The 25984-nt window shown below is 45.2% G+C and carries 27 protein-coding genes and 1 pseudogene; 13 read left to right on the top strand and 15 right to left on the bottom strand.

The genetic code is table 11. The features are described from left to right. Window positions 1-19 precede the first annotated feature (19 nt). Entirely contained in the window at window positions 20-835 is an 816-nt protein-coding gene (gene panB, locus A8C56_RS10285; RefSeq protein WP_067755401.1) for a 3-methyl-2-oxobutanoate hydroxymethyltransferase, read from the bottom strand. A 39-nt stretch (window positions 836-874) separates the two neighbouring features. After that, window positions 875-2701, bottom strand: a complete 1827-nt coding sequence (gene aspS, locus A8C56_RS10280) for an aspartate--tRNA ligase (protein WP_067755399.1) — start codon at window positions 2699-2701, stop codon at window positions 875-877. 189 nt (window positions 2702-2890) lie between these two features. On the opposite strand from aspS, the gene A8C56_RS10275 reads away from it, so the two are divergent. Next, complete coding sequence (locus tag A8C56_RS10275) at window positions 2891-3265, top strand: DUF2071 domain-containing protein (RefSeq protein WP_067755398.1); 375 nt, start codon at window positions 2891-2893, stop codon at window positions 3263-3265. Between the two features lie 131 nt (window positions 3266-3396). Then, a complete protein-coding gene (deoC, locus tag A8C56_RS10270) occupies window positions 3397-4065 on the top strand; it encodes a deoxyribose-phosphate aldolase (RefSeq protein WP_067755395.1) in 669 nt (222 codons plus the stop codon). Window positions 4066-4338: 273 nt separating this feature from the next. Here deoC and A8C56_RS10265 read toward each other — a convergent pair whose 3' ends face one another. Then, window positions 4339-4833, bottom strand: a complete 495-nt coding sequence (locus A8C56_RS10265) for a GNAT family N-acetyltransferase (RefSeq protein ID WP_067755392.1) — start codon at window positions 4831-4833, stop codon at window positions 4339-4341. A gap of 30 nt (window positions 4834-4863) precedes the next feature. Further along, window positions 4864-7536 (bottom strand): 4-alpha-glucanotransferase, encoded by a 2673-nt coding sequence (locus tag A8C56_RS10260; RefSeq protein ID WP_067755389.1) that lies wholly within the window; start codon window positions 7534-7536, stop codon window positions 4864-4866. Between the two features lie 201 nt (window positions 7537-7737). Between A8C56_RS10260 and A8C56_RS24675 the strand changes: the two genes are divergently transcribed. Further along, on the top strand, window positions 7738-7893 hold the full coding sequence (locus A8C56_RS24675) for a hypothetical protein (RefSeq protein WP_169818767.1): 156 nt from the start codon (window positions 7738-7740) through the stop codon (window positions 7891-7893). A 194-nt stretch (window positions 7894-8087) separates the two neighbouring features. Here the strand turns inward: A8C56_RS24675 and A8C56_RS10250 are convergent, their stop codons facing one another. Further along, window positions 8088-8735: a hypothetical protein gene (locus tag A8C56_RS10250; protein ID WP_067755375.1), complete on the bottom strand. Its 648-nt coding sequence runs from the start codon at window positions 8733-8735 to the stop codon at window positions 8088-8090. Window positions 8736-8957: 222 nt separating this feature from the next. Between A8C56_RS10250 and A8C56_RS10245 the strand changes: the two genes are divergently transcribed. Genes A8C56_RS10245 through A8C56_RS10235 form a run of 3 tightly spaced genes read left to right on the top strand, consistent with a single transcriptional unit; the run spans window position 8958 to window position 10229 of the window. Beyond that, window positions 8958-9392, top strand: coding sequence for a DoxX family protein (locus tag A8C56_RS10245; RefSeq protein WP_245645836.1), 435 nt, complete (start codon window positions 8958-8960; stop codon window positions 9390-9392). Window positions 9393-9397: 5 nt separating this feature from the next. Then, window positions 9398-9820: an acyl-CoA thioesterase gene (locus A8C56_RS10240; protein WP_067755372.1), complete on the top strand. Its 423-nt coding sequence runs from the start codon at window positions 9398-9400 to the stop codon at window positions 9818-9820. Window positions 9821-9851: 31 nt separating this feature from the next. Continuing rightward, window positions 9852-10229, top strand: a complete 378-nt coding sequence (locus tag A8C56_RS10235; protein ID WP_067761858.1) for a VOC family protein — start codon at window positions 9852-9854, stop codon at window positions 10227-10229. Window positions 10230-10489: 260 nt separating this feature from the next. On the opposite strand, the gene A8C56_RS10230 is transcribed toward A8C56_RS10235, so the two are convergent. From A8C56_RS10230 to A8C56_RS10220, 3 genes are read right to left on the bottom strand one after another with little or no spacing between them, the layout of a single operon-like run. Beyond that, window positions 10490-10888 (bottom strand): thiol-disulfide oxidoreductase DCC family protein, encoded by a 399-nt coding sequence (locus A8C56_RS10230; protein WP_067755369.1) that lies wholly within the window; start codon window positions 10886-10888, stop codon window positions 10490-10492. A 1-nt stretch (window position 10889) separates the two neighbouring features. Then, window positions 10890-11309 carry a hypothetical protein gene (locus A8C56_RS10225; protein ID WP_067755366.1) on the bottom strand — a complete coding sequence of 140 codons (420 nt, stop codon included), beginning with the start codon at window positions 11307-11309 and terminating at the stop codon, window positions 10890-10892. 28 nt (window positions 11310-11337) lie between these two features. Beyond that, window positions 11338-12657: a Gfo/Idh/MocA family protein gene (locus tag A8C56_RS10220; RefSeq protein WP_067755363.1), complete on the bottom strand. Its 1320-nt coding sequence runs from the start codon at window positions 12655-12657 to the stop codon at window positions 11338-11340. 153 nt (window positions 12658-12810) lie between these two features. Between A8C56_RS10220 and A8C56_RS10215 the strand changes: the two genes are divergently transcribed. Beyond that, on the top strand, window positions 12811-14166 hold the full coding sequence (locus tag A8C56_RS10215) for a 3-keto-disaccharide hydrolase (protein WP_067755361.1): 1356 nt from the start codon (window positions 12811-12813) through the stop codon (window positions 14164-14166). Window positions 14167-14598: 432 nt separating this feature from the next. Here the strand turns inward: A8C56_RS10215 and A8C56_RS10210 are convergent, their stop codons facing one another. Both A8C56_RS10210 and A8C56_RS10205 read right to left on the bottom strand, forming a co-directional pair. Next, window positions 14599-15027: a hypothetical protein gene (locus tag A8C56_RS10210; RefSeq protein WP_067755359.1), complete on the bottom strand. Its 429-nt coding sequence runs from the start codon at window positions 15025-15027 to the stop codon at window positions 14599-14601. A gap of 109 nt (window positions 15028-15136) precedes the next feature. Then, entirely contained in the window at window positions 15137-15832 is a 696-nt protein-coding gene (locus A8C56_RS10205) for a Crp/Fnr family transcriptional regulator (protein ID WP_067755356.1), read from the bottom strand. Between the two features lie 325 nt (window positions 15833-16157). Between A8C56_RS10205 and A8C56_RS10200 the strand changes: the two genes are divergently transcribed. Continuing rightward, window positions 16158-18437 carry a cation:proton antiporter domain-containing protein gene (locus tag A8C56_RS10200; RefSeq protein ID WP_067755351.1) on the top strand — a complete coding sequence of 760 codons (2280 nt, stop codon included), beginning with the start codon at window positions 16158-16160 and terminating at the stop codon, window positions 18435-18437. A 330-nt stretch (window positions 18438-18767) separates the two neighbouring features. Here A8C56_RS10200 and A8C56_RS10195 read toward each other — a convergent pair whose 3' ends face one another. The 3 genes from A8C56_RS10195 to A8C56_RS10185 are packed head-to-tail and all read right to left on the bottom strand — an operon-like array spanning window position 18768 to window position 20038. Next, the gene (locus tag A8C56_RS10195; RefSeq protein WP_067755349.1) at window positions 18768-19403 is read right to left on the bottom strand and encodes a SprT-like domain-containing protein; all 636 of its coding nucleotides are present in this window, start codon (window positions 19401-19403) and stop codon (window positions 18768-18770) included. Continuing rightward, window positions 19396-19767, bottom strand: a complete 372-nt coding sequence (locus A8C56_RS10190) for a hypothetical protein (RefSeq protein ID WP_245645834.1) — start codon at window positions 19765-19767, stop codon at window positions 19396-19398. The genes A8C56_RS10195 and A8C56_RS10190 overlap by 8 nt, the downstream gene beginning before the upstream one ends. A gap of 40 nt (window positions 19768-19807) precedes the next feature. Beyond that, window positions 19808-20038, bottom strand: a complete 231-nt coding sequence (locus A8C56_RS10185) for an AtpZ/AtpI family protein (protein WP_084490153.1) — start codon at window positions 20036-20038, stop codon at window positions 19808-19810. A 239-nt stretch (window positions 20039-20277) separates the two neighbouring features. Here A8C56_RS10185 and rhaM point away from each other — a divergent pair, with 239 nt between their 5' ends. Then, window positions 20278-20592 carry an L-rhamnose mutarotase gene (rhaM, locus tag A8C56_RS10175; RefSeq protein ID WP_067755341.1) on the top strand — a complete coding sequence of 105 codons (315 nt, stop codon included), beginning with the start codon at window positions 20278-20280 and terminating at the stop codon, window positions 20590-20592. An 89-nt stretch (window positions 20593-20681) separates the two neighbouring features. Here the strand turns inward: rhaM and A8C56_RS10170 are convergent, their stop codons facing one another. Then, a complete protein-coding gene (locus tag A8C56_RS10170) occupies window positions 20682-20897 on the bottom strand; it encodes a hypothetical protein (RefSeq protein ID WP_067755339.1) in 216 nt (71 codons plus the stop codon). A 148-nt stretch (window positions 20898-21045) separates the two neighbouring features. Between A8C56_RS10170 and A8C56_RS25030 the strand changes: the two are divergent. Beyond that, window positions 21046-21420, top strand: a pseudogene (locus A8C56_RS25030) (RagB/SusD family nutrient uptake outer membrane protein). A 247-nt stretch (window positions 21421-21667) separates the two neighbouring features. Here A8C56_RS25030 and A8C56_RS10165 read toward each other — a convergent pair. Continuing rightward, the gene (locus A8C56_RS10165; protein WP_067755337.1) at window positions 21668-23656 is read right to left on the bottom strand and encodes an ATP-binding protein; all 1989 of its coding nucleotides are present in this window, start codon (window positions 23654-23656) and stop codon (window positions 21668-21670) included. 157 nt (window positions 23657-23813) lie between these two features. Between A8C56_RS10165 and A8C56_RS10160 the strand changes: the two genes are divergently transcribed. From A8C56_RS10160 to A8C56_RS10150, 3 genes are all read left to right on the top strand, one after another. Beyond that, window positions 23814-24437: a response regulator gene (locus tag A8C56_RS10160; RefSeq protein WP_067761854.1), complete on the top strand. Its 624-nt coding sequence runs from the start codon at window positions 23814-23816 to the stop codon at window positions 24435-24437. Between the two features lie 108 nt (window positions 24438-24545). After that, complete coding sequence (locus A8C56_RS10155) at window positions 24546-25190, top strand: hypothetical protein (protein WP_157097944.1); 645 nt, start codon at window positions 24546-24548, stop codon at window positions 25188-25190. 78 nt (window positions 25191-25268) lie between these two features. Continuing rightward, window positions 25269-25871, top strand: a complete 603-nt coding sequence (locus A8C56_RS10150; RefSeq protein WP_067755324.1) for a hypothetical protein — start codon at window positions 25269-25271, stop codon at window positions 25869-25871. Window positions 25872-25984 lie beyond the last annotated feature (113 nt).

Raw genomic sequence — 25984 nt, 5'->3', positions numbered from 1 at the left:
TAAATTCTAAATTTTATATTTAATACTGCTCCTGTTCATTAGGAAAATCACCGGATTTTACATCTGCAATATAATTTTGAACTGCTTTTGTTGCCTGCTCAAAAATATTCAGGTATTGCCGTAAGAACTTTGGCTTAAACTCTGTATTAATGCCCAGCATATCGTGCATAACCAGTACCTGCCCATCGCAATGCGGCCCTGCGCCGATGCCAATCACCGGTATCTTTAGTTTGTCAGTAGCCTGTTGGGTAAGCGCTGCGGGTATTTTTTCCAGCACCAATGCAAAGGCCCCGGCTTCCTGAACCAGTTCAACGTCTTTCAGCAATTTACTGGCCTCTGCTTCTTCTTTTGCGCGTACAGCATAAGTACCGAATTGATAAATCGATTGTGGCGTCAGCCCCAGGTGCCCCATTACAGGAATGCCGGCAGAGGTTATTTTTTTTATGGAATCTACCACCTCTTCACCACCTTCTAATTTTACCGCATGTGCGCCGGTCTCTTTCATAATACGGATGGCTGAAGCCAGCGCTATTTCAGAATTGGACTGATAGGAGCCAAAAGGGAGGTCCACTACCACCAGGCAACGTTTTACACCCCGGATAACCGATTGGGCGTGGTAGATCATCTGGTCTAAAGTGATTGGTAAAGTGGTTTCATGCCCGGCCATAACATTGGAGGCAGAATCGCCTACCAAAATCACATCAATGCCGGCGCTGTCTATAATACGGGCAAAGGAAAAATCATAAGCGGTGAGCATGCTGATCTTTTCACCGGCTTCTTTCATTTTTGCCAGTGTGTGCGTGGTCACTCTTTTTACTTCCTTATTTACAGACATGATTTGTATTTTTAATATTCTGGCTACAGGCCGCAATTGCTATTGCGGGTTCAATTGGATCTGCAGCTCATTAAGTTGTTTGTCGTCAATACCTGCCGGTGCATCCAGCATTACATCACGGCCGCTGTTGTTCTTGGGGAACGCTATGAAATCGCGGATGCTTTCGCTGCCACCCAAGATAGCGCACAGGCGGTCGAACCCGAAGGCGATACCCCCATGCGGTGGCGCGCCATACTCAAAAGCGCCTAAAAGGAACCCGAATTTATGCTGCTGCTCCTGCGCATCCATACCCAGTGCCTCAAACATTTTCTGTTGCAGCTCTTTCTGGTAAATACGGATGCTGCCGCCACCGATCTCATTTCCGTTCAGCACCATATCATAGGCATTTGCTTTTATATGGGCGTAAGGGTGCTTCAGGTAATCCGATGCATTTTCAATTTTCGGATCATTGCTGATCATTGTTTCAATATCTCCCGGCTTGGGAGCAGTAAAAGGATGGTGCCTTGCCACCCAGCGATTTTCATCTTCAGCGTACTCAAACAACGGGAAATCCAGTACCCACAACAATTTGAACTCATTGTCCTTCCTCAGCTCAAGACGTTTCCCCATCTCCAGGCGCAGTTCACTGACTGCTTTGCGGGTACGTTCTTCCGGCCCCGCTAAAATCAGGATCAGATCGCCGGGTTGCGCCTGTGCAGCGGCAGCTATTGCCTTTAACTGCGCTTCATTATAAAATTTATCAACGCTGCTTTTGAAGGTGCCGTCTGTATTATATTTAATAAATACCAATCCCTTCATTCCGATCTGCGGGCGTTTTACCCATTCTGTTAATTCGTCTGTTTGTTTGCGGCTATATTCACTACAGCCCGGAACAGCAATGGCAATAACGGTTTCTGCACTGTCGAACACGCCAAAGCCGGCACCATCGATCAGATGGGCATTGCTTTGTTTTTGGGTGAAAACGTACTGCGGGAATTTAAGGTTCAGCAGTTGCATGCCAAAGCGGGTATCTGGTTTATCATTGCCATACTGCCACATGGCTTCTTCCCAGCTCATGCGTTCTACCGTTTCTGTGTAGTTGATATCCTTTACCGTTTTAAAAATATATTTGATCAGGTTTTCAAACATATTCAGAATGTCTTCCTGTTCTACAAAAGACATTTCACAGTCAATCTGGGTAAATTCCGGCTGGCGGTCGGCCCGCAGGTCTTCATCCCGGAAACATTTTACGATCTGGTAATAACGGTCATATCCGCTTACCATCAGTAATTGCTTAAAGGTTTGGGGCGATTGGGGCAGCGCATAAAACTCGCCGGGGTTCATACGGGAGGGCACCACAAAGTCTCTTGCTCCTTCCGGTGTAGATTTGATCAGGAATGGCGTTTCAATATCCATAAAGCCCTGCTGGTGCAGGTAATCTCTTGTAGCCCGGTTTACAGCATACCGGAGCTCCAGGTTCTTTTTTACGGCATTACGGCGCAGGTCCAGATACCGGTATTTCATCCGCAGATCATCCCCCCCGTCGGTATCATCCTGTATGGTAAACGGGGGCGTTATGCTTTTATTCAGTATTGTAAATGCATCTACCAGTATTTCAATATCACCGGTAGGGATATTTTTATTTTTATTGCTGCGCTCACTTACGGTTCCTTTTACCTGCAATACAAACTCGCGGCCCAGAGGGTTGGCATCCAGCTGGTCATTCAATGCTTCCGAAAACAATAGTTGGGTAATACCATAACGATCCCTCAGATCCACAAAAGTAATGCTGCCAAACTTACGAACGGTTTGCACCCAACCAGCCAGGGTCACTTCTTTATTTACATCTGCGATCCTTAGGGCACCGCAGGTTTGCGTACGAAACATACCAGAAAATTTCCGCAAAGATAAGGGTAGCTGCGGGAATCTTTTAAAGAAATGAATGCTATAGCGGCTTTTAGCGGACTCCTTTGTGTCTGCTTATGTTTGCAGGGATCAAATGGGCTGATAACTTTATAGATCGTGCAAAAAGGAATTCTCTGTCTGCAGAGCGGAGAAAGCTGATCCTGATGAATTATGCAACAGATCCGCAGGGAAGATAAACAGCAGTTCACCTACCGGTGGTGTAAGGGAAAACGCTGGCATGTGATGCGGGCAGTGGCAGGCACGCTGTTGAAAGATATGGCTGATGACAGTGAAGCTGCCTTTATAACGGAGAATTACTGGGGATATGCTAAAGTAAATGAAAGCACCACCTCAGCATATGAAGTAACACATCCCCGGTGGCAGGTGTATGATGTGCTGGATTATTGGCTGGATGTGGATTTTGAAAAAACATATGGCAGATCGTTTGCTTTTTTGAACAACCGGCAGCCTGCTTCTGTATTCCTGGCAGAAGGATCGGCCATAACGGTTAAGAACGGTACCCGGTTTCAGCAATTGGAACGGTAATGCATAAGTCTTATATACTTGTAAATGCTATCAACGGTAATTACTGCGGGGCTGACTACCTGTGATACGGGCTTATTTTTTCTTTTTCATTCCGGAATTTACCCGAAGTTTGTATTCTAAAATAACAACTGATGAACGTAGCAAAATATATTGATCATACTATTTTAAAGCCAACCACACTGGTCAGCGATATTGAAAAACTGTGCAGCGAAGCAAAAGAATACGGCTTTGCGGCGGTTTGCGTACCTCCGCCTTTTGTAAAAAAGGCAAAAGAACTATTGCAGGGCACACCTGTTAAAACAGCCACCGTCATAGGATTCCCTTTTGGGTATTCAGCTATTGAAGCCAAGCTGGCCGAGGTAGTACTGGCATTGGTTGACGGGGCAGACGAACTGGATATAGTGCTCAACCTGATCGCATTGAAAAATAACGACTGGCAATACCTGGCCAATGAGATCAACCACCTGCTGCCGGTAATTAAAGAAAAAGGCAAAGTAATTAAAGTGATCATTGAAAGCGGCGTATTAACGGATGATGAAATCATCAGGTGCTGCGAATTATATGGCGCAGCGGGCATTGATTACCTGAAAACCTCAACCGGCTATGCAGAAAAAGGGGCCAGTGTGCATGCCGTTCAGCTGTTTAAGAAACATTTGCCTCCGCAGGTTCAAATTAAAGCCAGTGGCGGCATCCGCGATTATGCTTTTGCAAAAGAGCTGATAAATGCCGGGGCTACCAGGCTGGGATGCAGTGCCGGCGTAGCCATTGTAAAAGGAGAGCAGGGTACAGGTAGTTATTGAGCTTTATACCCGCTGTTGCGTTTTTAGATTTTCTTTCATCTTAAACAAGTGAGCAGATTTACCAGGTTGATGAGTGCAGCTGGGTAACACAGGCTGTATCAGGCTGTACACGGTCCGTATTGTAAAAAATGCATATATACTGTGCATCTGACAATGAATTTATGAAATTCAGATGCATTTTTGGGCTATTTGATATGTTTAATGTTCTATATGAAGAGCTAATGGTGCCTTAAAACAAAACAGAGGATCGTTTAAGGCTGATGGGCACTGCTATCAGGGTATAAGTGCCTTTATCATCCAGATCGTACACCCGATATGACCGGAATTGCCCAGCGGGTGATCCAGGGATTGGAATCCCAGCTTCTGATACATGCCAACGGCCGTGCTGAATTCAGGCAGGCTTTCCAGGTATACCTGTTTGTAGCCCAGTTCCCGTGCCGATTCCAGGCACCGGGTAAACAGCTTCTTTCCAATGCCTTTTCCCCTTGCTGCGGCTGATAAGTAAAATTTTACAAGCTCTGCACAGCCTTCCGGTAAGCCTGGTGTAGGATATATACCGCAACAGCCCAGCAGGGTTGCATTCTGTCCGGCAACCCATAGAACAGCTCCCGGTGTTTTAAACAGCTGGTATAGCTGATCCGTTGTAGGATCTTCAAATACCGTATTCTCTGTAGGGGCTTTAAATTGTATAAAAGCGTCCCGGATAATACCGGCTAATATTTTATTATCTTTTTCTTCAACCTGTCTTATTATAACCTCATGGCCCATTGCGCAAAGATAGAGGAACAGATCTGTTCTTTATCTGCCGCTGGCTGCGATCATTGCTCTCAGCATTTCTGTAAAACGGGTATTACTGTTTAACGCTTCCAGGGTGAGGTGCATGCGATACCGCCAGTAATGATGCGGGTCTGCAGGAATATTGATGCGCTCCTCGTGAGGATTCTTTCTCCTGACGGCTTCATCACTCCCCATCAGATCCTGTATCTGGCAGATCGCCCACATGGCCGGTGATTGCAAATGCTGCCGGATGATCTCCTTATTGATCCAGGCCTCACAATGCAGGGGCGCTTCACCGGGCAGATGCAGGAACCGGTTATAAAAGACCTGCGCTGCCTTACGGTCTTCCTCCCACCAGCCCCGCAGGGTGCTCATATCATGCGTTGAAGGAGAAACAACTGATAAATAAGGCGCATCAGCCGGGTCAAAGAACTGTAGGCCTGTTTGCTTGGGCATTCGCTGTATTTCAAGGCTCAGAATGCCCAGTTCTTTCATTACTTCAGGAACGCTGGAAGGAACAAGGCCCAGATCTTCCCCGCAGATCAGCATATTGGTGGCTGCCTTTAATTGTGGCAGTTTCTTTAAAGATTCTTTTTTCCAGTACAAATCCTGGCGTCTGAAATAATAATCGTTATAAAGGCTTTTCAGCCTTTCCTGTTGGTCGTGCGGCAATGCCCGGAAAGACAGGGTCTTATGCAGATCGAATCTTGGATAATAATCTACCTGCTCTTGGTTGCTGCGCTTCAGTATCAGTATGTTGGCATGTAGCCGGAGGAGCGCCTGTTTTAGATGGGAGCAATTATGCTTATTTTCAGGCAGGGCAAACCAGTTTTCAATTTTCCGTTGCGTATCAAATTCCGGCAGAAAGGAATAATCAAATCCGTTTTCGGTAATAAGGAATTGTTTTTTTATTGCAGCTGTTTCTTCTCCAAACACTTCCTGCAGCACAATATTATTGATAAAAGGTTTACTATAACGGTCTTCGCTGAACGCAATGCCCCTGTCGTAAAACTCGTTGGCCGGAACGGGTATGCTCGGATCAAAATACCCCATGATGCCCAGTGTAGCTTCTAAAGGGATGCTCCAGATCCGGAAGAAGCCAAGGATATGGTCAATGCGGAAAGCGTCAAAATAATGGCTCATCTGCTCAAAGCGACTACGCCACCAGCCAAAATGATCCTGCTGCATCTGCTGCCAGTTGTAGGTAGGAAAGCCCCAGTTCTGTCCGTTAACAGCAAAATCGTCCGGGGGCGCCCCGGCCTGCAGGTTCATATGATACAGTTCCGGGGCTACCCATGTATCGCATCCGTAGCGGTATACCCCAATGGGTATATCTCCTTTTATTACCACCCCCTTTTTATGCGCATAGGCTACTGCTTCTTTCAGCTGCAGGTGCAAATGATATTGAAGGAAACAATAAAAATCAACCACCGGGTTGCTTTTGAATAATGCAGCAACATCCGCCGGTTTATATTGGGTATGGGTCTTCCATTTGGAATAATCTACGGTTTTGTATTTATCACGCAGATAGCAGAACACCGCGTATGGCTGCAGCCAGTGCCGGTTGGCCGTAAAGAACTGTTTGTAGGCCTTTGATCTCAATTGTTGCCTGCCATATTGGTCAAACAGCTTTTTGAGCACTTTGATCTTTGTTTTTAATACGGCTTCATAATCCAGCTCATCCGGGGCATTCAGTTTTTGACGTTCCCGGTCAAGCTCCGCGATCAGGTCCTGATCACTATCCGCTACAAGGGTATCAAGGTTCAGGTAAATAGGGTGGAGGGCAAAGGCCGAGATAGCCGCATAGGGGTAAGAATCACGCCAGGTAAAAGTAGCGGTTGTATCATTTACCGGCAGGATCTGTATCAGCTTCAGGCCTGTGCGTTGTGCCCAGTCGGCCAGTAGCTTCAGGTCATTGAACTCCCCAATACCCATGCCTTTTTCGCTCCGGAGGCTGAATACCGGAACGGCAACACCTGCTCCGCGCCAGGTATTGCTGGGCAGACGGATAAAGCCATCCTGCAGGACCACTCTGGTGCCTGGAGCGAACGGAAAGCTGCAAAGCCTGTTCCCGCCTTCTTCATAACATACCAGGTGCTGCCTCCGGGTGTCATAGACCCCGTATTTGTATTCAAACGACAAAAGACTTTTTGAAAAGGGAACCTGCGCGCACCAGTGATCACCACACCGGTTCATGAGGATAGGGTTATCTGTTTTCCAGTTATGTAATTCTTCCGTATTCCCCAAAAGACAAACTGCTTCATTTTCTTTTAACAGGGGTGCTTTTACTGCAAATGTGTGTGATGGCGCGGGTATAACGGGAGCAACTGCCGAAGGCAATAGAACTTCCCTGAAAGGGGCTGTATAAAACGCGTTTTCAATTTCGCCCGTTGCTATCCAGGTATCATAAAGAACAAGGGTGTCTTCTGTTGTTTCGGGAAGCAGGATCAGCCGGCTGTTTTTTTGTTCCGGAATCAGTTCGCCTTCTTTATTTCTGAAAGCGTAGTGGTAAGAAAGTGGTTGTGCCAGGCAGGACGTGCTCATCTCTACCTCCAGGAACCAATAGTCATGATTATAATATTTCATCGGCAAGCTGCCTGCCGGGTCTTCTTTGCCTAATTCCCTGCAATTTCCGCTGACCCATAAGCTCTCTCCATACTGTGTATGGAACCTGATATAAAACTGAATTTTCATGAATGTTTTTTCTTTCAATGGCACTTAAAATGGTTTAGTCCTCGTTATTGTAGTCAAATTTCTATAAAGGTAATGTGTCGATGGTACACATTCAAAAATATTTTCCGGTTTTCCGCAATTTTTTTGACAGGCGGCGGTTATTTTTTTAGGGCGGTTTTTTAGTGTAAAACAGTTCCCTTATTTTTGTAAAAATTTTTAGCAATGGCAGAAGGAACAAAGAATAAGGGTTTAATGTGGATACTGTTTTTTATTTCAACGGCAGCATTCCTGTTTGCAATTTTCGCGCACTGGCCCTGGTTAACATTGATACTGCCCTTTGTAACCACCTTTTTTGTTAAGGCCATGGACATTATTTAATTTATTTTGAATTTATCAGGGAGCTGTCCTTTCCGGGGCAGCTTTTTTTATGTCATTTTCCGAAGCTACGGAGTACAGATAGGGGCAGTGTATTCAGCGTGTTCAGCGGGAATTTCAGGTAATGCGTGTATGCACGATGTCTGTTAGTTGAACTTCCCGCAGAGTGATACAGACAAACAGGAACTAAACGCCGGTTATTTCAGCTTATAGGTTTCAGATGATTTTTGAATTCCGGCTTTTTGATGGTTCCCGGCAGACTGTAAAGTGCATCCGTTTTTCAGGAAAAATACAGTTGCAGCAATAACAGCTACGGCCAATACGATCCATACGGTTTTATTATTTTTGCCGGATCCGGTTTCCGGCAGATAATGCGCTCTTATTTCACCGGAACTGGTCTCTTTGTCGCCCATCAGCACGGGGTGGTTCACTTCGGTATGATCCCTGCTGATCTTCTGAGCGGTGATGCCGGTAAATACTGAGGCCGCCTGATTTGCCGGCGTAAATGCGATCCGTTCATCCGGTTTTTCGAGGATGCCAACGTCTTCCCAGTGAACGGTTTCATTATCGCTCAGCTTTACAAGAACGTTCCTTGCAAACTCTTCAAATTGTTCCCGGGCTTCTTCTTTTGACAATGTTTCTTCAGTGCTTAAAAAGTGATACAGGCTATCGGGGTTTTCGTCGGATGCAGCTGTTTTGTTTTCAGTAAAATGAATGGTCCAGCCCGGCGCCTCAATACTGTCATAGCTTGCAGCGGCATTTTTGGGAACCAATTCAAAATGACCAATGCCCGGCAGGGTCAGCTTTTTATGCTGATACAGGTAGGTGGCTAATAATGAGAACATGTAGAAATGCTTTTTTTTAAGAACGAATATACAATTCCTGTTAATATATTTTTGAAAAATCGTTGAAAAGGACCGGCTGCTGTATGGAGCTCACTTATGATTCCTTGTTCATTCCCTGCCTGTAATACCTGAGATCTGGCCGCTCATAACCGGAACCGCGGTTTCCCGGTCATTAAAATGTAATTCTCTTCATAAGGGATCATTGTAAAAAGAAATATGATTATGTTTGTTTCAAAAACAATTGCAATGAAACTGATCAGCACAAAATATAAGGATGGCAATGTAGCTTTGTCATTATTGCTCCTCAGAATTACTGCCGGGGCATCCATAGCTTTAAACCACGGGTATCAGAAGTTGACAGGGTTTAATGAAATGGCGGCAAAAGGATTTGCCGACCCATTTCATATAGGAGTGAAAGCCTCTTTGGGGCTGACCATTTTTGCCGAATTTTTCTGCGGGTTGCTGATTATTATCGGGCTGCTGACCAGGCTGGCCACCATTCCCTTAATTATTGCAATGTGCGTGGCGCTGTTTTTTGCGCATGGCGGCGATTTCTTTGGGAAGGGCGAACTGGCAGGCATCTTCCTGGTGATTTTTGTGGTTTTGCTGATCACCGGGCCGGGGAAATATAGTGCAGACAGGGCTATAGGAAAATAAGTGTCATGTTTACATCAGCAACGCAATTCAGGGTAAGATATGCCGATACCGATAAAATGGGAGTGGTATATCACAGTAATTATATTGATTATTTTGAAGTAGCCCGTACGGAATCGATCCGTGGGCTGGGCTTTACCTATGCTTCTATGGAAGCGATGGGGATCATTATGCCGGTTATTGAAGTTCATTGCAGGTACATCCGGCCGGCCACATATGATGAGCTGATTACGGTTACAGCCAATTTACATGAGCTGCCGGAAGGTCACCGTATTACTTTTCATCAGGAAGTGTATAATGAAAAGAAGGAGCTGCTGGCAAAAGGACACGTGACTCTGTATTTTATGGAGGCGGTCACCATGAAACGTGTCCTAATGCCGGAAAAACTGCGGGAACAATTATTGCCTTTTTTTGAGAACACAACAAAGTAAGGCCGGGTTTGTTTTTTATAAAAGTATTTTTATGAAAATAGCAAAAGGGCATCAGCCTTTGATGCCTTATCTTATTCTGCAACATGCAGAAGATTTTATTGGCTTTACGCAACGCGTTTTCAATGCAACCGAAGTGTTTAAAAGCTATCGTGATAAAGACAGCAGGGAGATTATGCATGCAGAGGTGCAGATCAACGGCTGTAATATTATGTTCGCCAATGTAACCGAAGGATATGCCGCGGCCCCGGCTAATTTGTTTGTTTATGTGGAGGATGCCAGGGAAACCATGCGTAAAGCGCTGAATAATGGCTGCGAAGTGATTGATGAAATTGCAGAGCGGGATTATGGTTTAAGCGGCGGCGTTAAAGACCCTTTTGGAAATGTGTGGTGGCTGACCTCCATGGCATGAGCGGGAGGAATAATTCATGGTCCATGGTCAATGATCAACAGATTGTTCCTGCCTAAAACAGGCTGACAAAAAAGTCACTTATAATGAGGCCTCTTAATGCTGTGATGACGGGCTGCCGGTTCAAGGATGCTGGATGCTAAAAAGTGATAACTGGCTACTGATGAGTGAGTACTGAAAACTGACCGCAGGTTTTATATCTCAATTCTCATGTCTGAATTCTGATAAACTAATGCCTGAAAACAGGCACCCCGGTCTCCTCTTCAAGAAAGAAACCTGTTTTGTATTTGCGGATGGGCAACCATACAGTGCATTGTTTTGCCAAACCATTTGTACCGGTTGCGGGCTACAATGTCATATACCTGGTTGCGGATTGGCCGGGGAATTGCGAGGAAAAGAGAGAGCAGGGGCCAAAAACCGGTCAGGTGGCGGGCTACGCGCAGTGCTGCTGTCGATTTCAGGTATGCTTTCCCGTTTTCAATCAGCACAATTGAACTATAGTCCAGTGGGATCGCATATTGCTGCATAAGGCTGCGGCCAACGGATGACTGCAGCGATGCAAATCTGTAAAACGCTTTTTTATCCCTTTTTACAATAAACTGAACGGCTCTGTTGCATAAATTGCATTCGCCATCAAATAGTATAAGCGGTGACCGGAGCATTTTAGCGGATCTTTTTTATATGGAATACTGCTTTTTTTATGCCCTTTTCCAATGTTACGGTGGGGTCAGGGGTAATGGCTTGTAGTTCAAGCTGATATTGCTCCTTACCTAATGTAATGGTTACTGCTTTTTCTATATCCCGGCGCTGACAATCGGGGCCGGTGCACAAAGAAAAGTCGGCTGTATTTCTCCGGTCGCTGATACGGAAATCTGCAATAGCCTCTCCGCCACGGATGCAACGGGCATTCATCGGGCACCGGCTTTCTTTTATATCCAAAAGGCTAACAGTAGCCTGCTTATAATCGGCTTTTTGATGTACAGGAAGGTCTATGACCCGGCTATCATCTCCGGTTACAGGCAACGCTTTGTCCGTACAACCCAAAACCACAAATAATAAGGCCCCGGAAAGCAAATGCTTCATAGAAGATCTTTCTGCAAAGATAGGACATTTAAAAGGCGGGCAATTTCCAGCCGTTTTGATAAACGGGTTTTACCAGTTGGTTGGCCGCTGTATTATTAAACCGGTTCTTTATTTTATCCCAGTAAATTTTTTGCCCGGTACGCACTGCAATATTGCCCATATGACTATTAATGGCCACCCGTGCACCTGCTTCTACCGGGCAGTGCAGTGCTTCTTTTTCCCTGGACTTTACTACGTTTATAAAATTGGAGGTATGCAGATTCAGCCCGTTATCTACTGATTTTTGCCAGGCTACCGGCTCCAGTTTTTTATCTTCCGGCCGCACTTCCCATCCGCCCCTGTTTAACAGCAGCGTTCCGTTCTCTCCGATAAATGCAATTCCGTGCTGCATATTATAAAGGCCAACGCCTGTGGCCATATTATGCTCCCAGCTCATCTGGAAATTGCCAAAATCATAAAGAGTGGTCTGCAGGTCAGGAGTTTCCCTGGCATCTCCGGGAAATACAAATTTGCCACCGGTTGCCATTACGGAAAGCGGTACTTCAGCTTTCATGCCCAGCAATACCATGTCAATTAAATGAACGCCCCAATCGGTCATTAACCCACCGGCATAATCCCAGAACCAGCGAAACTCATAATGGAACCGGTTTTTATTGAACGGCCGTTTTCTGGCAGGGCCCAGCCACATGGTATAATCTACCCCTGCAGGCACCGGTGTGTTGGGCACTACCGGTAAGGCTACTGAACCTCCGCGATACATCCATGTTTTTGCGGATGCAATTTTTCCCAGCTTTCCTGATTGTACATAGCTGATGGCATCTTTAAAGTGTTGCTGGCTGCGTTGCCACTGACCTACCTGAACGATCCGGTTATAGTGCTGTGCTGCTTTTACCATCTGCTCTGTTTCATAAATTGAATTAGCCAGCGGCTTTTCGCAATAGATGTCTTTTCCGGCTGCGCAGGCGTCTGTCATTATCAGACAATGCCAGTGGTCCGGCGTGCCAATGATCACTACATCCACATCTTTATTCTGCAGCAGCTTCCGGTAATCCGTATAAACTGCCGGCTTCAGCGGGCTGATTTTTGAAAGATCTGCCAGCCGTTGCTGCAGAATGTTCTGATCAATATCGCAGACCGCTACGCATTGTGTTTCGGGCACTTTAAGCATGGATGAAAGATCCGCCCAACCCATGCCTTTTACACCAATAACGCCAATGCCGATCTTATCATTAGGTGAAACGGACTTTTTAACAGCGGCTAAAAGTTCCATGGGAATGGCCGTTCCGATTCCTGCTGCAATAGCAGCCAGCCCGGCATTTTTAATAAAGACTCTTCTGTTTGTACTCATGTGGCAATAATTGTATGAGTGACGAATATAGGGATTTTATTTATTGGCTTTTTACGAAAACGTTTGAATAGTTTATTCTTTTCTTTTGAGTGAAAGCAGCTACCTTAGCAATTACCTCTTAAAATAAGTTAGTACCAAAAACGATTCTATAAGATGAAAAAATTATTGATCCTTGCCTTTTGTTTATCAGGCTCATTCCTGTTAAATGCCCAGCGTTCCGGATGGAAACAACTCTTTAACGGTAAAGACCTGACCGGGTGGCGCCAGCTCAATGGTAAGGCCAGCTACCGCGTTGAGAACGGTGAGATCGTTGGAACAACCGTGTACGGCCAGCCCAACTCTTTTCTGGCATCTAATGAGGAGTATGGCGATTTTTTCCTTGAACTGGAGTTTAAGGTAGACAGCACGATGAACTCCGGCATCCAGTTCCGCAGTGAAAGTAATGCCGCTTATAAGAACGGGAGAGTGCATGGCTACCAGTTTGAGATTGATCCTTCTGCCAGGGCGTGGACAGGCGGTATTTATGATGAAGCCCGGAGGGATTGGCTGTATACGCTGGATCTGAACCCCGCGGCAAAAAAAGCCTTCCGGCAGGGCCAGTGGAATAAAATACATTTGGAATGCATTGGCAATACGATACGTACATGGGTCAATGGGATCCCCTGCGCTTACCTGGTGGATGATATGACACCAAAGGGATTTATTGCTTTGCAGGTGCATGGAATCAGGAAAAAAGAAGATGAGGGCCGGCAGATCCGCTGGAGAAATATTCGCATAAAAACCACAGATCTGAAGCCTTCAAAACCCAATAACATATTTGTGGTCAATATGATCCCGGATAATTTGTCAGAAGCAGAAAAGCTGAACGGCTTCCATTTATTGTTTGATGGTAAAACTACCAATGGCTGGCGGGGAGCGCATAAAACAACTTTTCCTGTAAAAGGCTGGGAAGTGAATAACGGGGAGCTGACCGTGCTGGCATCTGAAGGAAAGGAAGCGCAGAACGGGGGCGATATTGTGACCAGAGATCAGTACAGCGCCTTTATACTGGAATTTGATTTTAAACTGACAGAAGGCGCCAACAGTGGTGTAAAATATTTTGTAACAGAAAAAGAACAAACCGGAGGCTCTGCTATCGGTTTGGAATACCAGATACTGGATGATGAGCGCCATCCGGATGCAAAGCTGGGCGTGAACGGGAACCGTACACTGGCTTCTCTTTATGATATGATCACATCCAACAGGGAACCCAGGGCCCGTAAACCGATTGGGGAATGGAACAAGGGCATGGTGATCGTTTACCCGGATAATACGGTACAGCATTGGCTGAATGGCTGGAAAATGCTGGAATACAAACGCGGTTCTGCCGAGTTTGAGGCTTTGGTTGCCAGAAGCAAATATAAAGAGTGGCCCAATTTTGGCCTGGCCCCGCAGGGACATATCTTATTGCAGGATCATGGCAACCGGGTATCTTTCCGGAGCATCAAAATCAAGGAACTGAAAAAATAATCCTGTACGGATACAGATCACAGAGTATAATCCCTGTTCTGTTAAATTGAAGGATAAAGGATAGAAGGCCGTATCAGAAATCGCATTCCCGGTGCCTGTTTTGCTTTTGAAGCAAAAACTCCGGTCAGGTGCGAGATTCGGATAACGTTCCTCAGGTGGATTTATTTCCGGCAACTTCCAGCATTTGCCATTAACAGCGAAGCATAGCCGGACATTCTCTGTAATTGCAGGAATACCTTACTGCCCACCGGCATGGAGTTTCGGGCAGGCGGCGTTCCGCTTCTCCAAAAGGCCCGGGATTTTATAACGACCTCTTTCTTTTAAGACAGCTTCTCTTTTTAAGGTGATGAGAAACGGAGACTCCATATGCGGTATCGGGGTCTTTAAAAAGCTTTTGACAGGCCTTATTCTTTAGCCTATAACGCTTGTGCCTTAAATAAACAGGTTTTTATGTTTTACCAGATAAGGGATGGCAAAAGTTGCTGCAATACCTGTTATTAAAACAATGCCCAGTAAAAGGTGATGAAACCCGTTATTGAGTATATTGTTATTTGTACGGTGTACATGCAGGGCGCCTGCAACACAAAGCGCCGTAAACAGCGCGGAGCAGATCGTATATAAGATTCCGCCTTTTGACGATAACCGCTCAAACAATGCATAAGTAATTCCTGCTATGGTAAGCAGGAACAGTGTGGCAAAGATAATGGTAGACACATTGACGAGCTCATGCAGGGGAAATTGGGTATAATCCCTGAATAAAACGTCATAAAAAAGGTTGAGTAAAGTGGCAATATAGCCTGCAAATAACCCCGCCATCATGGGGGTATAAATCTTTGATGAGGTATAAATATCTGTTTCCATCCTTCAAAAGTATGACATATATCATACTTTTAAAAAAAATGTTCTGGCTTTAACGGCTTATTAAGGTAGCAAAAGGAGCTGGCAGTACCGGAGGAAAAGCGGCTTTGTTTTATTTATGGTATGGATGTGCAATATAAAAGAGCTCCTTTTCTTTTAAAATACCAATGTATTTTCCCTCCGTTTTAATAAGCTTTCCGGCTTTCAGTTCCTGGAGGGTCCTTGAAAGTGTTTCATATGTAGTACCGGTATAGGCAGCCAGGTCCTGTTTGGTGAGGGTGATATTGATAAATCCCTTTGTATTGATGCCGAACTGATGGCTTAATAATAAAAGATTTTCAGCAATCCTGCCTTTTACCTCCATAAGCGCCATATTCCGCATCCTGGTTTCCGTAAGCTGCAGCTCGTTTGCATAAAAGTTGATCAGTGCATAAGATAGCCTGGGATTTAACGTAATAGTGGTTTCCAGCAACCGGGTTGTTATAAATGCTACTTCCGTAGGTTCCAAAGCTGTTGCAGACGAATGCTGCAACTTATCCTTACCCAGTCCTCTGTAGCCGATCATGTCTCCGGGTTTTGCAAAACCGATGATGAGCTCTTTTTCCCTGCCCCAATGCTGGTGAATTTTTACCTTGCCTGTTTCCAGGAAGAAAATACCTTTCACTGCATCGCCTTCCCTGAATATAACAGCTCCTTTTTTAAAGAATCTGCGTTCTTTACCTGCTTCAATTACCGGTTCCCATTCCGGTAAAATGTACTTGTAAAGAATGCTGTTCTTCAGGGAGGGGGGCGAAACATCTTTTTTCATATTGTAATAACAGGTTCATCAGCAAAAATACAACGGGGATGGTGTATTGGAGCCTGCCTGGTATATAGTATGACTTATGTCATATTTTTAAATCATTTGCGATTTCAGGGTATGCTTAGGACCGGAAATGCAAAAGGGGCAACTATCAGCGCAAAGCCATGCCCGTACTGATTTCAACAAAGGTTCACTTCCGGAAATGCAACTTTTATCAGCTAAATTTGTTATGAAATTGGGCGGGTGCAGTTGCATGCATTTTGTTATTGCCCTTTTTTATGAGAAAAAATTACGTATTTTCTAAACCACCAACTTAGTGTAACAATAATATATGGGGCATTTACCAAAATTAATAGAGGACCTTGCGCTGATCCTGATTGCCGGTGCAATCATTACCCTGTTGTTTAAACGGATAAAGCAACCCCTTGTGCTGGGTTATATTATAGCCGGATTCCTGGTAAGCCCTCATTTTATTTTTATTCCTAATGTTGTTGACCAGGAAAATGTAAAAACGCTGGCAGAGATCGGTGTTATTTTCTTACTGTTCAGTCTTGGCCTGGAATTCAGCTTTAAAAAGCTGGTGCGTGTTGGTGGGGCGGCATCTATTACGGCTTTTACTGAAATTATCTTTATCATCATTGCCGGCTATTTTACAGGTAAATGGATGGGCTGGAGTGCTATGGACAGTATGTTCCTGGGAGGAATGCTGGCCAGCTCTTCTACCACAATTATTTTACGGGCGTTTGATGAACTGGGTATGAAAACCAAGCAGTTTGCCCGTATTGTATTTGGAGTGCTGGTGGTAGAGGACATTATCGTCATCCTGTTGATGGTGCTGCTTTCTACGATTGCCGTTACCAAGGAATTTGAAGGCATGCAGATCCTTTTTACGGTGTTGAAGCTTCTGTTCTTTCTTGCCATGTGGTTTATTGTGGGCATTTTTTTGCTGCCTACTTTTTTGAGGGTTGCACGGAAACTGCTTGATGAAGAAACCCTGCTGATCCTTGCTCTGGGCCTCTGCCTGGGAATGGTGGTGCTGGCAACCAAAGTGGGCTTTTCTGCGGAGCTGGGCGCATTTGTTATGGGCTCCATCATTGCAGAAACCACTTTGGCGGAAAGAGTAGAGTACCTGATAAAACCGGTTAAAGATCTTTTTGGGGCAGTATTTTTTGTTTCTGTAGGGATGATGATCGACCCGAAAGCAATGGGACAGTATGGCGCTCCGATACTGGTGGTAACTTTACTGGTCATACTGGGCAAAATGATCAGCACTACGATCGGCGCCCTTATTTCCGGTCAGCCGCTGAAGCAATCGGTACAGGTAGGCATGAGCATGGCACAAATAGGTGAATTTGCATTTATCGTGGCTACGCTGGGCGTATCCCTGAGGGTGACCTCCGATTTTCTTTTTCCCGTGGCCGTTGGCGCTTCGGCCATCACTACTTTTACAACGCCGTACTTTATTAAATTCTCTGAACCACTGTATAACTGGCTGGCAAAGCTATTGCCCGGCAGATGGGTGCAGAAACTGGACAGCTATTCTTCGAGCACGCAGCAGATACAGGCAGAGAGCGACTGGAAGGTTGTATTTAAAACGTACCTGAGGATCATTCTGAGCAATACGATCATACTGATAGCCCTGCTGTTGCTTAGTGAGAATTTTATCCTGCCCTTTATCAATAAGCGGATTGAGCATGATAACCTCAGGAACAGCATTACGTTGATCGTATCGCTGGGTATAGCAGCGCCGTTCTTTTGGGCATTTATGGCCGGCCGGCCAAAAAACCAGGCGTACAAGGAGTTATGGGTAGATAAGAAATATAACAGGGGCCCCTTGCTGATTGTGGAGGTCCTGAGGATCGTTCTGGGGATCCTGTTTATAGCGATCTATGTAAACGCGCTGGTACCGGCACGCGTAGCGCTTTTTGTAGGCATTCCTATTACGGTTCTGGTTATTCTGACTTTTTCAAACAGGATCCAGCGTTTTTACCAGCGCATTGAAAAGCGTTTTATGCGCAACCTGAATGAACGGGAAATTGAAGCCGAGGAAGCGCATGCTATTGAAAATAACCTCCAGCTAAAAAACAGGGAGATGCGTTCCAATATGCAGGCATGGGATGCGCATATTCTTGAAATGGATGTAAACCCCCAGGCAACCGCGGTTGGTGTATCTTTAAAGAACCTGAAGTGGAGGGAACAGTTCGGGATCAATATTGTATATATCAAACGCGGTGAAAAGATCATTCATACTCCGGGAAAAGAGAACCGGTTGCTGCCGTTTGACAGGGTGGGGATACTGGCTACTGATGAGCAGATCGCTGCTTTTAAACCGGTTTTTGATGCCAAGGAGTTACTGGCAAATGATGACACCGATAATACCAGTATTGATGATATCGTATTGCAAAAAATACTGGTAGATGAGCATACACAGCTGAAAGGTTTGACGATCCACAATTCCGGTATCCGCGAAAAAACGAACGGACTGGTAGTGGGTATTGAAAGAGGAAAGGAACGGATATTAAATCCAGAATCTTCAACGGTGCTGGAATGGGGCGATATTATCTGGATCGTTGGAAACCGTAAAAAGATGCAGCAGCTGATCGTTGAATAGAGTACCTTAAAGATTAATGGTTCCAGAAGTAAGGTAATAGAAAAATTAAGCTCTTTAGAGTTTTTCTTGACATTCTTCAATAATTTTGAGCCGGGGCCTGCCGCTGTCGCAGGTGCTGAGGAATGGCGCAGCATCCATCGTTTTATAACTAGGTAAAGAACGCAGGGTACAGATACCTGTTTTGAGATCCGGTGGATGAAGGAATATTCAGGTGCTCCCCGGCAATTGCTCTTGTTGTATGAACTGGTCTTTGGATTGCGGTTGTTGGTTCATAGGCTACATGTCCTCCCTGGGAGGGGCGGAAGAGGATTACGGTACTATTTAACCCGGCTACTGATCCCTGTATTCCCGGGGAGCATAGACTTCATATACCGGGCTGAACAAATAGGTTTTTCCGGTTTTTAGTTCAGTACATTCAAAGCGCTTGGTGCGCTTTTTACCTCTTTTAAAAACGCGCCCGCCCGGCAAGGCAAACAGGGCTCCTAACGGCAGTTCCTCAATAAGGAAGTAGTGTTCCTTCCGTTCATCATACCGGTATAAAATGCGCTGCAACCCTTCTTCAGAACAGGTAGAGGCTCCGGGATTATGAAGCGAGCGCTTTAATTCCGTTTCAATGTCTTCCGGGAAAACCTTTTTCTCAATAAACTGTGCCAGTAACTGCCCGTAATTTCTTTTCCATTCGTTGCCATGTGCCATTACCCTGCGCCCGTATTGCTCAAAAGTAACCAGGTGGGCAAGTTCATGCAATAAGGTGATCAGAAAGGCGTATTTATTCAGGTTACCGTTTACGCTGATGCGGTGATGCTGTGTGTTGATCTTGTGGCGGTAATCGCCCAGAACCGAGGCTCTGCCCTGGGCAATGGTTAAATGTACTTTGTAATGCTCCAGGTACAGGAGCACCGGTTCAAAAGTATGATCGGGTAAATAGGCTGCCAGCTGCCCCATCGGAACCTGTTTCTTAGGCATTGCTCTTCCTGTCGTTGAAAATTTTCTTTAACGTGGTTGTTTCAATCAGGGAATAGATGATATAAATACCCAGGCAGATGAATAATGCCGGTTTGTTGATCTTTCCCTGTTGCGTGTAAATATAAACAAACGCAGCTGCGCCACAGGCAAACAGCCGGATGACGAACCCGCTGTAAAAAACGCGGACAAAAACCTGTGGGTTCGGGTTGTTGATGGCACTTGCAGAACGGTAAATATTCAAAAGGCTGATCAGGAAAAGCAAAAGATTACCAATAAGCACTACTGTATTGTCTACATTGTTTTCCCTCAGCGCATCTTTCCCAAAGAGGAAAAAGCAGCTGATAAGGATAAACAGGGCTATCATAAGCCGTACAGGCCTTTTTATTGCAGTTTTTGCATTATAACTATTCATCAGATTTTTTCTTAACCGTCTCTTTATAAAGATTATAAAAGGTTCCTCCAAGAACCACCAAAGGTAGCACTATTAAAAATAACGGAGAAACGTGCAGCTTCCTGTCCAGCCATAGGCCGGCATACACAGCCAGTGCAATCAGCACTAACAGTTGTGCTGTAAGTCCTAGGTATTTTAACCAGGTTTCTGAAGTGTTTGTTTTCAATTCAGTCTTTTTCTTCAAGGCGGATCTTTTAGTATCGAAAATATACAATTTTGCTGAATCACTATTCGTATAAGGCAAGCAGTATTGTTTGGGCAGTTGGCCCGTAAAGAATTTCACTTTCAATATAAGAACACACGGTATTCAGGAGAAAACAGGAAATACAGGACAGTTCAGGACGGCTGGGGTAATATTTCAGGTTATTTTGTGCATGCTCCTGTGCAATGAGTGAGCGGTAGCAAATCATCAAAATAACGATCATGCAGCGTATTGCCTTTAAAATGAAACTATTTGCCGGTTTTGAAGCTGAATATAAAAGACGGCATGATGAGATCTGGCCGGAACTAAAGCAATTATTAAAGCAGAACGGGATCGTTGATTATTCCATTTTCTGGGATCAGACCACCAATGACCTGTTTGCACTGATGAAGCTGGCGCCAGGTAAGAAAATGGATAATTTAGCACTGCACCCTGTAATGCAAAAGTGGTGGTCCTATATGCGTGATATTATGGAAACCAATGCAGATCATTCTCCGGTCACAGTGCCTCTTACAGAGCTTTTTCATCTCGGGTAAAATGCATAAAGGTTCTGTGAACAGGGTATATTGTTGATTGCCGGACCTGTAAGGGTCAGAGCAGCAGCCAGCGAAAGGGGGAGAGGCTCTTATTGTTCGGTCAACGCGCTTTGCTCATCTTCAAAGCATTCAAAGTTGCATAAGGACATGTCTTTTTTACGGGCCCGCACTTTTACAAAGAAATCATCGATCTGATAAAGCGTGTAAGTGAATTCCTGATCCGCTTTCTCTTTAACAAGTTTGGCTCTCCACACAGCCTCCACCTGGGCCATTTCGTCAGCCAGGAGGAATTGATTCAGTGTCATAAGTATTTGGTTTTAGAGGTTTTCGGAATACAAAGGTAACAGGAATCTATTGAAAAAGAGAAACAGCGGCTAAAAAATACAAAATTGCGGCAAAATCATTCCGGTACACGAGCAGGCAGCAAAAGATTCTTGCCCAGCTTTCTACAATATGATGCCTGCATGTCGGATAGATAATATGAGAGATGCTCCCGGTGCATTAACCTATCTTAACCAGGTAAGAGCACGGGCCGGGCTGGGAGCCATAACAACTGCAACCCAAACTTCGCTTACAACCAGCCTGTTAAAAGAACGGCAGCTGGAGCTGGCCTTTGAATGGCAACAATAGAACGACCTGAAACGGTATGGTGTTGCCGTTGATGTAATGAATAACCTGGACGAAACTACCTATACCTGCAACGGGAGCGGCGTGGCGATACTGTCAAAACCGGTTAACTATAATTTTAATGAAAATAAGACCTGGTTGCCCATTCCCCTGCTGGAACTGCAGGCCAACCCCAATCTGGTACAGAATGCCGGATATTGAGTCTATATGTAAAATGCACGTATGATGTCCTTTGATTTTTTTTTATGCCCGATCCCAAGGATAGGTGGTGTTATACATTGAAGGGCGGGTGCATTTTGCCGTCATGTTGAGTTTTCTTTTTGCGTTGTTTGCCCGGCGGCCGGGCGCGTACAATTGTGCGGAAGTCCGGACGCGGAAATGATACATGTTCTTACGGCACCCTTGAAAACGTTATTCCGGGATTTGCCTGAATAGGCGCAGAACAAAGCTATGCTTCAGCCTGCAAAGGCCCGGTGTTTATCAACAAGGGAACGGAAAGTATAATACGTGTTCCTTTATCAGCAATGATATCGAGGGTGCCGTTTATGGCGGCCATCCTGTTGCGCATATTCTTTAGCCCGTTTCCCGGGTGCGGCTGGTCAGTTGCAGGTATTCCTTTGCCATCGTCCTGTATGAATACCTGAAGCGATTGCTCTGCATGAATGGTCACCAGCACTTTTGATGCTGCTGCATGCCGGATAATATTATGCACCGCCTCTTTCATTACCAGGTAAATGTTCCGGCGCAATTCCTGTCGCAGTGCTACTGCAGGCAGATCGTCAGCAACGGAGAAGGTATAGTAAAGATGAGCATTGTCGAGCATTTCGGCAATATGCAGCCGGGTGTAGGCAATAAAACTATCCAGCGTATCCTGTTCCGGATTCATTGACCAGATGATCTCGTTCATTTTCTGCATCAGATCCCGGGCTGTATTGGTTAATTTATCCGTTACAGTATTTTGGCCCGGAATGGAGCGGCTGAGAAAAAGCAGCGAGGTCAGTCCTGGTGCCATATCATCATGCATTTCCCGGGAGATCCGCTGCCGTTCTTCTTGCTGACCATCGAGCATGGCTTCAAGGCGTACATTTTTTTGTTTGGCTTCCAATGCTTCAAGCTTTTTCTTATCAAGAAGCTGCCGTTGGCTGAAAAAACGGTAACCCGCAAAAAGCAAAAGCAACAATACTGCGATGCCGGCCATAGAGGCTGTCAGCTCTGTATGTTGCCGGGTAGTTTCCCTGTTTTTTTGCTCCAGCAATAATTTGTGATGGAGTATTTCAGACTCCTTCTTCTGCGTTTCATATTGTATTTCCAGGCTTTGTATGTTTTTCAGCAATGGTTCATTCAGTAAAGCAGTGTTTAATGAATCATACTGGTTCCGGTACTGTACATAACGGTCTGTGTTGCCTGCGGCTATTTGTACATCAGACATTAATAACAGCATTTTAGCGAGGTTGCTTTTTTGATCGTGGGCCTGCGCAAAGAGAATGGCGGTATCGAGGCAATCTTTAGCCTGATGAATTTTCCTTTGCCTGAATGAATTTTTAGCCATGGAATAAAGCAGGCCGGCTTTAATGACCGGGTCATTCAACGCTTCGGCTATCGGCAATGCTTTCTTATTGACGGCATCCGCACTGTCAAATGCCTTTTTTTCAGTATAAGCCTGCCCGATGTTTAACAGTGAAATGGCCTCCAGGTTCTTATCGTTTATTTCAGAAGCTGCCTGGTAAGCCTTTTTACTGTATTGAATGGAGGCATCCAGTTCATTGAGAGAAAAAAGCACGTTGCCCAGGTTGCCATAAGCAGCTCCTTTTGCATCGGCATCGTTTTTTTGCTCCGCTGCGGTTACACTTTTGCGTGCGTAAATGACCGCTTTATCCGGCTGCTTGAGCAAATTGTACACACCGGAAAGATTACCGTATAATACATCCAAATTGGGGTTTTGTTCCTTCTCCAGCAACGGCAGGGCTTTCAGGTAGTAAGCCACAGCCATTGCATATTGATCATTAAACTGATAGTCCATGGCAAGGTTGCTGAGCGCTATTGCATACAGATGTTTTAAATTGTTTTTCTGAGCAATGTAAACGGCTTCAAGGCTGGATTTTATGGCTTCTTCAAAATTACCCTGCGCCTCTAATAATCCGCTGTATAAAAACCGGTACCGGATCAAACCTGACGGGTAATGAAGCTGATCACTGAGCACGTTGGCCTTATTCAGATATTTAGCCGCAGAATCTGGTGATTGGAAAGTGTATTCTTCTCCCAGTTTCAGCAATGTATTAATTGTATTGGTATCCGGCGGTGCAGCAGTGATCCTGCGTTTAAGACTATCCTTATTAAATCCTGTAGTCTGTTGGGCACCGCCGGTAAAATTATAGAACAACACTATTGTCAACCATAAAAGGTGCAGAAAAAACCGGTATAACGGCTGCTTTCTCATAATGTAAAAGCAAGATGGTATGCTGTTATATAAAAATACGATTAGTTGGGGGGAAGAATTACTTCTGTTCCTGTTTTTTATTATAAAAAACATTTCCGGCAGGCGTCTATAACTTTTGTTATATGGAAATTTCAGGATTATACACCAAATTTACGGTATGGAAACAATATGCGTTAGTATAGTAGAAGATATGGCTGAAATACGCGAAGGGTTACGTTTCTTAGTAAATCAGACCCCCGGGTTCCATTGCCTATCAGTATACGGTAATGCAGAGGATGCATTTGCGCATCTGCTGCAGGATGCACCGGATATTGTTATCATGGATATCGGGCTTCCCGGCCAGTCGGGCATTGAATGCATCCGTAAACTGAAATTGCAGGATGCTTCGTTGCAGTTTATCATTTTTACCGTTTTTGAGGACAGCGACCAGGTTTTTGAAGCGCTTGCCGCAGGCGCAAGCGGCTACTTATTAAAAGATGCGGCACCGGATAAGATCATTGCTTCTTTACGCGAATTGTATGAAGGCGGGTCGCCCATGAGCCTTTCTATAGCGCGCAAGGTAGTGAACTCTTTCCGCGCACCGGAAGTGGCCGGCAAACTATCTGCCCGGGAAATGGAAATACTGAACCTGCTTGTAAAAGGGTTTCTCTATAAAGAGGTGGCGGAAAAATTGTTTATTTCCATAGGCACCGTTCGCCAGCATATCCATAATATTTATGAAAAACTGCACGTGCAGAATCGCACGGAAGCGATCAATAAGGTATTTAAGTCCCGCGGATAATATACCGGCTTCCCACCTGTAAAAACCTGACTTTTGTTCTATTTTTTTTGAAGGCTGTCAGCAATAGTTTTGGAACATCATATTTAGAAACCTCAAAAACTATTTCTCATGAAACAAAGATCGCTCTTATTGTTTATCCTTATAGCCCCTTTAACCGTAATTGCCCAACAGGAACGAAAAGGATGGTATGCTGCGTTGGGGCCGGGCTATGGATCCTATACACTTGATCTGTATAATTATAATGGCGGCGCATCATCCTACGCTGATCAGCACTTTACTGAACCGGTGATCTGGCTGGGCATAGAAAAGAAATCGGTGCTTCAAAGAAGCCGCTTTATACTGGATGCCGGTGGGGAGCTTACCGGAGGCTTTGCCCTTAGTACACGCAGTACCGTGTCTGGTCCTTCTGCTGATAAAAAGAGTAATGGCTGGTCGTTGGGGGTACATGGCCTGGTGAAAGCCGGGTATACATTGGGCACGCAACATATAATTGTGCCGCTCCTGGGAGCAGGCCCTTATTTTATTTCTTTACAGACCGGCTCCGGTGATGAAGGATACAGCAGCCGGATCTATGGTGCACAGGGTTATGCAGGAGTGGATTTCGTTTTGAAAAGGATCACGGTTACTCCCCAGGTTCATTTTGGCATAGCCAGCTGGGGCAACTCTGATAAACAGATCGGCAAGGCAGATAATACACAGAACGGCCAGCCTTCTATGCTGGAAGCCGGTATAAAAGTAGCGCTGAAGCTTTAAACCATAGCCCGCTAACGATAATACTGCAACTGTATAGTTATAAATGTTCTTATTGAAGAATGCTCTAAATTGATTCATATGAAAAAAATAATCTGCTGCTTAGCCGGTTTACTGATAGTTGCTGCATGCAGCAAAAATGGTAAGGATGCCGCCGGAACAGGAAACGAAGCTATTACGAACCTGGCCGTTGCGATGACCGCCTATGATAAGATCAGACATATGTGGAGCGATGAAATACGCCCGCAACTGGACGGAAAAAACCAGGCCTTTACAAAGCTGGTCATTACCGGCAGGGATGGCAGGGCTGTTATTACCGGCAGCTATTCTGAAAACAGCCAGAGTTCGTCTTCAACCCGGCTGAACCAATTTGAAATGAATGTTGCCGTTACCTTTCAGCACTTTTTAAGCGAAACAGGTCTTACACTCGACGGAGACCTGGTGTTTTATGAAATTTATAGCTCAAGATGCACAAACGGCACCTGTGCCACGCATTCAGGATATAATTACCATTCACCGGCAGCTGATAATGATCCGGCAGCCATTACACCTGTATCCGTTGGCTTTGAGTATAACGGCAAAAGTTATGCTGACCGGATTTATCTGAATGCTGACAAAGACTGGGACCGGTCGTCATGGGATATTACTTTGCTGAATGGACAAAAGCAAAGCTTTACCTGGTGATCCGTCCGGAGCTCCGGCCGTTCAGGCGGATATTATTAACCTGGTTTTATATGACAGAGCAGCTTAATACAGACTCCTGTATTTCAGGGATGACATTCTTTGAACCTGTTAAT

The organism is Niabella ginsenosidivorans (assembly GCF_001654455.1).
GTDB lineage: Bacteria > Bacteroidota > Bacteroidia > Chitinophagales > Chitinophagaceae > Niabella > Niabella ginsenosidivorans.
This window is presented reverse-complemented; position numbering and strand designations above follow the sequence as displayed.